Genomic DNA, 6,776 nt, shown 5'->3' with positions numbered 1-6,776 from the left:
TCCCTCCGGGCTTCGCCCGGAGCAAGCGAACCACCGCGCTGCGCGCGGTGGTTGCGCTCCCGCTCCGCGGGAGCGCCAGCAGTTCGCTGCGCTCACTGCCCAATCCGTGGGCTGCGCCCACGGATTGACGCTCCCTCCGCTGCGCTCCAGGAGCGCAGCGGCCGCCTGGCGGCCGGAACCCGGGCTGCGCCCGAGACGCGGCTTCCGCTTCGCTCCATCCGCTATCCCGCACTTCGTGCGGGCAACGGGCCGACGCTACGCGCGGCCCTGACGCAGCAACAGGAACGGGGGGTGGGGAACTGCGAGGGAAAGCAGCGGCAGTAAGGAGGGGAGGCGGTGGGAGGAGTTGGCGCGGGACGAATCGAGGGAGCATGGGGAGAGGTGACGGAAGGTCATGGAAGCCTGAAAGGCCAGGGCCGAGGCGGGGTCTGGAATCACGATTGACTGACCTCCCGTCAGGCTTCTTTCCGGCTTCGATAGGGCCAGATTAACAGGATCGAGCCACGTTCGGGGGATTTTCATGGTTGTTGCTGCTTCATTTTGAAACACGAGATAGACTCTGGACTCAGCTAGCAACACCACTGAGAGGGTTCGGGTCTTTTGGATCAGGCTTCCTCTCGGCGCCAGATCAGTCCCGGCGATCCGGTCCCGGTGGCTTCACCGCAGCCGCTCGCACATCTTCTACGTGCAGGTTTCCTGTTTCCTGCCGCGTAGGAATCCCCACCGGCCTACAGGAGAAGGCAGACCGAAATGGCAGCAATGGAACTCCGCCCCCACCAGCGAGAAGCCGTGGACGCGGTACTGCGTGCCCTCGAATTGCCTGCAAGATCTCTTGTGCCGGAGGGTGGTCTCCGGACTCAGGTGATCATGGCGACCGGATCCGGCAAGAGCCTCGTAGCCACCCGGAGCGCTGAGGAACTCCACGCGGGCCGGGTCCTGGTCCTCGTGCCCTCACTGGATCTGCTCGCCCAGACCGAGGCCTCCTGGCGCGCTGGAGGTCGCACGGGCCCGATGATCGGGGTGTCGTCCCTGCGCGGGGACCAGGTGACCTTCCCCAACACCACGGACGTGGACGAGCTGGTCTCCTGGGTGAAGCCGTTCGACAAGGTGACCGTGTTCGCCACGTACGCCAGCCTGGGACTCGGCACGCTGGAGCGCGCCCACGAGGCCGGCCTCCCGGGTTGGGACCTGATCATCGTGGACGAAGCCCACCGCTGTTCCGGCCGGATCGGGAAGCCCTGGGCGGTCGTCCACAACAACCAGAAGATCCCGTCCCTGCGCCGTCTGTACATGACGGCCACGCCCCGGCTGTGGCAGCTGGACGAGGGCTCCGAGGGCGCCCCCGGCGAGCTGGTCGCGTCGATGGAGGACGCCCCGGACGGGCCGTTCGGTGCCCGCTGCTACACGCTGACGCTGTCGGAGGCGATCGACCGGGGGATCTGCGCGCCGTACCAGGTGGTGTGTGTGGACATCACCGACACCCAGCTCCAGGCCGCGCAGCTCCTGGGTGCTGAGGGCCGTTCAGACGAGGTTCGCGGGGCCCGGCTCGCCGCCCTGCAGACCGCGTTGCTGAAGGCGTCCTCGGAGGAGAACTTCAAGCGCACGCTGGTCTTCCACCACGTCGTCAAGGAAGCCGAGGCGTTCGCTGCCGGCCTCCCTCACGTCGCCGCGCAGCTGCACGCCGCCGACCCCGAGCTGTACCCGAAGACGATCTGGGCGGACTGGCTGTGCGGGGAGCACAAGCCGCTCCACCGCCGGCGTCGGCTGGGTGAGTTCGCCGCCGGGATCGCCGCGGACGGCATCGTCGTGGAGAAGTGCTTCCTGTGCTCGGTGAAGGTGCTGGGCGAGGGCGTCGACACCAAGCACTGCGACTCCGTCTACTGGGCTGACGTGCGCGGCTCGATGCCCGACCTCGTCCAGGCCGTCGGGCGGGCGCTGCGGATGCAGCCCGGCGAGGGCAAGGTGGCCAGCCTGGTCGTCCCGGTCCTGCTCGGGCCGGGCGAGACGGCCGACAGCATGCTGACCTCCCGGGCGTTCGGCGGGTTGGCGAAGCTGCTGGAGGCGCTCAGGGCGCACGACGCCCGGGTGGTGGAGCAGTTGGCGCAGCAGCAGGCCCCGAGCGCCTACAAGCCCGTCCAGAAGGCCGCACAGGGCCAGAATGGTCGGGGTGAGCGGTCCGGGGGTCCGTCGGCGCCCGCGCGGCGGCTGCTGAAGTTCAGCGCGCCGCGTGACCCGGCGCAGCTGGCCGCGTTCATCAACCTGCGGGTCCTCAACCCGGAGCATGAGCACTGGAGGCGGGGCGTGGAGGCCTCCGTCATTTACGCCCGCGAGTCCGGGGATCTGAAGGTGCCATTCACGTTCCGCGTGCCGTCTGGTGAGGAGGCTCAGGCTGGAGGGTGGCCGGCCTCGCTGGCCAATTTCCCGCTGGGGCAATGGGTGGCCGACGCGAGGCGCTTCTACGCCCGCGGGACGCTGAACGAGGACCGCATCGAGCAGTTGGAGAAGCTCGGCATGGTGTGGTCGCACTACGACGTCGCCTGGGAGGAAGGCCTCGCGGCGGCGCGCGGGTGGGCCGCCGAAAACGGGCACCTGCTGGCGCCGCTGGACGCCACCTACCAGGGTTACCGAGTAGGGACTTTTCTAAAGAACGCCAGGGCCGCCGCACGAAAGGCCTCGGAGATCGAACAGCGGCGTACCGAGGGGCTGCCTGTGGGGTCGTCGGCCGGCGCTCTGTCGGATGACCGGCGCGAGCAGCTGGAGGAGATCGACCCGTCCTGGTGCCCCACCTGGCCGGTGGAGTGGCAGAGGGCGTTCCACCTCACCCGGCTTCACCTCGAGCAGGGCGGCGAACTGCCAACCGAACCGGGCAAGGCACTCGTGCAGTCCGAGGACCTCGGGCGGTGGGTGCGCGCCCAGCGTCTGAGCTGGGACAAGCTCACCACCGTGCAGCAGTGGATGTGCGAGCACATCCTCGGGATCACCTCCGCGACCGAGGAAGAGAAGCCGAAGCCGCGCCGCACGCAGGCCGACAAGTGGGCCGCCAACCTGGCAGCCGCCAAGCAGTTCTACGAACGCGAGGGCCACCTGAACGTCCCCCGCAAGCACGTGGAGACCGTGCTCGCAGACGAGGGATGGGAACTGCAGTTCCGCCTGGGGGCATGGATCAGCAATCAGCGCTCGCGCGCGGCGACGCTGTCGCCAGAACGGATCGCGCAGCTCTCCAGCATCGGCATGCGCTGGGCATAGGCGCATGCCAGCGGGTGGGATGGCAGTAAAGCGATCCCGGCTGAGCGGCATTCCGTAACCGAGGCGCATCCATGGAGGGTTATGCGTACGGACGGGCGAGAGGGATCAGCGCCGAGGGAAGGCTGAGCTGTTGGTGCTAGGTGCTGGCGTATGGCGGGTAGCGCCGGTACACGGCGAGATGACGCAGTCGTTCCTGGGCAGGTTGGCAGCTCGGTACGGCGTGGAGATCAAGGAGCTGCTGCCGGCAGTAGCTGACGCCGGTGGGCGGTCGAACGTCATGGGCCGAGCGCGGCCGGACAGCGAGGTCTTTCTCAATCAGGAGGCCCGCGATCGCGTAGCAGTGCTGTGCCGTGTCGCGTCCCACCACCTGCACAAGGCACTGCCAGCCTGGGCTCAAGAAGAGCCGCGTCGGCGGTTTCCCATAGGCCCGGCGGCGCAGTTCCATCACACGCCGGAGATGGTCCTGCCGTGGGGGCCGGCGTGCCCCGAATGCACGGTCAGGCGGACTGGGCGTCCAGAGGACGTGCGCTTGTACCTGCAGCCCGGCCAGCGTGTGTGCGGGGTGCACCGCGCGTGGTTGATGCAGGTGCCCGGCACGGCGGGCTGTGTGGTGGCGCTGCCGGCGGGTGAGCTGTGGGTGCAGGCGCAGAAGCGGCATCGGAAGCTGTTGGGTCGCGGTACGGCGGCGGCCGGCGCCTTCGAGGTGGCTCAGGCGGTGACCGCGTCGTGGTGGCAGCGGATGTGGCCGCGCGAGCAGCTGTGGCCGGCGCGGCTGCGCGCGCTGTGGGAATCCAGGGTGGAGTGGGCGACGTGGCAGGTAGTGGCGCGGGAGGCTGTGACGTATCCGGAGGCCGTGGCGCTTGCCGCGTTGCTCGCCGACGGCGCTTTTCGCAGGCGTGTGGTGGCCGAGGCGCGTGGGGGTGTTCCGTTCCGGCTTGCTGATCTGCCGTCGTTGCCCGTGGCGGTCGCGCGCTGTCTGCGACGGCCCTGGCTTGTGGAGGAACTCGCGGCGCAGACGTCAGGTCCCTTGTTCACATGGGCTCATCAGTGCGTGCGGGCGCACCGGGGCGGGCAGGCCGCGGAGAGGGGTATGTGGGCGGTGGCCTCCGCCCATCGTCCGCGGCCGGTGGCAGACGAGCTCGCCGAGGTGGCCAGGCCTGCTGGGCGCGGTGTGGGGGCCAAGAGACGGCGAGGGCACAGCCTGCAAGCGGATAAGGCCTTCGCTACCGGTCTGTCCTACGTGCGCCGGTATCTGCATGAACACGGCAACCTTGCTGTTCAGAAGGACACCATGGTGGATTCCTTCCGGCTGGGTGAATGGCTGCACAACGTCAAGACCAGGGCCTGGGCACTGTCGCAGGAGCGTGTAGAGGCGCTGGAGGCCTTGGATGTGTGGTGGAACGTGCCCTGGCCGACGCAGTGGCAGCGCTCGTACTACCGGGCCCGCGATCACGCTGCAGTGCACGGGCCGCCGGATGCGGCCGCCGGTTTCCCCGGTACCCACGTCCTCAACGGAGAGTGGCTATACCTGCAGTGCAGCCACTACGACTCGCTCCATCCCGAACAGCAGCGTCTGCTGGCCGACATCGGGATCACCGTTGAGGTGGCCCGCACGGCCCGGCCCCGGCGGGCCAGCATGCAAGCCGGCTTCGAGGCGGCACTGGAACATGCCAAGGCCTACGCTGCCGAACACGGGCACCTGGCGGTCTCGGGCAAGAGCGTGCGGTATCAGGGCTATCCGCTGGGAGCCTGGCTCACCAGCCAGCGCAGCCGAGCACGCCGCGCCTCGAGCGCCACGAAGCGGTCCCTCGCAATCGATGCCATCGATCCATGGTGGAACGCGCCATGGCCGCTGGCCTGGCAGCGCACCTACGCTCACGTCCGCCGACTCGTGGGAAACGGTCAGCGGCTGGATGCGTCTGCCGGATTCCCGGAGATCGATGCCGAACTGGCCCGGTGGCTGTCACAGCAACATGCCGCTCCGCAGAGCCTTCATCCTGACCAGCGGCGTCTGCTGGCAGAGATCGGCGTGCTGGCGGAACACAGCGAGAAGGCTCAGGTCGCCGTCGGAGACGGCCAGGCTGCGGATGCGGCCGGGGCAATGCCGGATGCTGGTCTGGCCAGCGCCCGTTGCTTCGCCGCAGAACACGGGCACCTGGCAGTGGCCTCCGCCTACGTCCACAACGGGTACCCCCTGGGCCGGTGGCTGGCCTCACAGCGCATGCAGGACCGCAGTCATGCCCGGTCGAGCGCAGGCCCGTGGCCGCGGGGGCAGTTGCTCGCTGCCCTGGATCCCTGGTGGAATCCGCCCTGGCACTTCTCCTGGCAGCGCCGCTACCAGCAAGCCCACGCCCTGTGGCGGGCAGGCAGGCTCCCCCTGCCCGGCACGCCCACCGTCCATCACCAGCAGGGCGAGGACCGGGAGGATGAGGCAGATGAGGTAGCGGCGTGGCTGCGCCGTCAGTGCGCTCGCCATGATGTCCTTCAGCTTGAGCAGCAGAACCTCCTGGCGGGCATCGGGATCACCGCCGCCACCGCCCACTTGGTCGCCACCGCAGGCCGCCGCACGCCTGTGGATCACGGGCTGGAACACGCTCGCAGCTACGCCGCCGAGCATGGCAGCCTCGCGATCACCGTAGAGAGCAGCCACCACGGCTTTCCCTTGGGTGGCTGGCTGATGCGCCAGCGGCACCGCGCCGCCCGCGGCCGTATCGAGGCCGAACGGCTCGCCGCTCTCAACACCCTCGATGCCCACTGGAACCCGCCCTGGCCCCTGACCTGGCAACGCGCCTACCACCGAGCCCGCACCGCAACCGCCAGTGACGCCATCGCCCAGGCTGAACGGCGCTGGATCACCACCCAGACCCGACTGTGGGACAGCCTCCACCCCCTCCAGCAACAGCTCCTGACCCAGCTCGGCGCCGAACCCGCCACCACACCACCGGCCATCACCGCACAACGCCGCTATCCGCCAAGTGAGGGGCTCCCTCACGCCCGCAGCTACGCCGCCGAACACGGCCACCTCGCCGTCTCCACCCCCACCGAGCACGCAAATTTTCCCCTGGGGTCCTGGCTGTTGCAGCAGCGGCGCAAAGCCCGCTCAGGCCGACTGTCCGCCTACACCCTGCAAGAACTCACCGCCCTGGATCCCTGGTGGAACCCGCCCTGGGCCTTCATCTGGCAACGGCACTACCACCAATGCCGCACCGCCCTCGCTACAGGCGAGCCGTTGACGCCGGAACTTCATCGCTGGATGCGCAAACAGACCACCCTGTGGGAACAGCTTCACCCCCACCAGCAGGCGCTGCTGAGCAGCATGGGTATCTGTCCTGAGGCTCTGCGCTGATAGCGCTTGCGGATGTTGAGGAGGGGTAGGTCCGCAAAACGTTTTGCGGACCTACCCCTCCTCAACGCAGTGGGGGGGGGGCCCCCCCCCCCGCGGGGGGGCCTACCCCCCCCCCACCCGTCTTCCCCTCTCTCCTTTAACACTCCCCGCCGGTTTTTTTCTCCCTCCCCTCTCTTTCCTCTGT

2 protein-coding genes are annotated in these 6,776 nt (G+C 68.8%); both read left to right on the top strand.

Going from position 1 to position 6,776, the window contains the following annotated elements; genetic code table 11:
• Positions 1 to 750 precede the first annotated feature (750 nt).
• Positions 751 to 3,246, top strand: a complete 2,496-nt coding sequence (locus AC067M_RS45725; protein ID WP_478702907.1) for a helicase associated domain-containing protein — start codon at positions 751 to 753, stop codon at positions 3,244 to 3,246.
• Between the two features lie 133 nt (positions 3,247 to 3,379).
• Complete coding sequence (locus AC067M_RS45720; protein WP_478702908.1) at positions 3,380 to 6,592, top strand: helicase associated domain-containing protein; 3,213 nt, start codon at positions 3,380 to 3,382, stop codon at positions 6,590 to 6,592.
• The last annotated feature ends 184 nt before the right edge of the window (positions 6,593 to 6,776 follow it).

This window comes from Streptomyces sp. NPDC043427, assembly GCF_056436655.1.
This window is presented reverse-complemented; position numbering and strand designations above follow the sequence as displayed.

What these genes read in the sequence shown, in the direction of transcription:
- AC067M_RS45725 (WP_478702907.1), top strand. Translation starts at nt 751, where the DNA reads ATGGCAGCAATGGAACTCCGCCCCCACCAGCGAGAAGCCGTGGACGCG.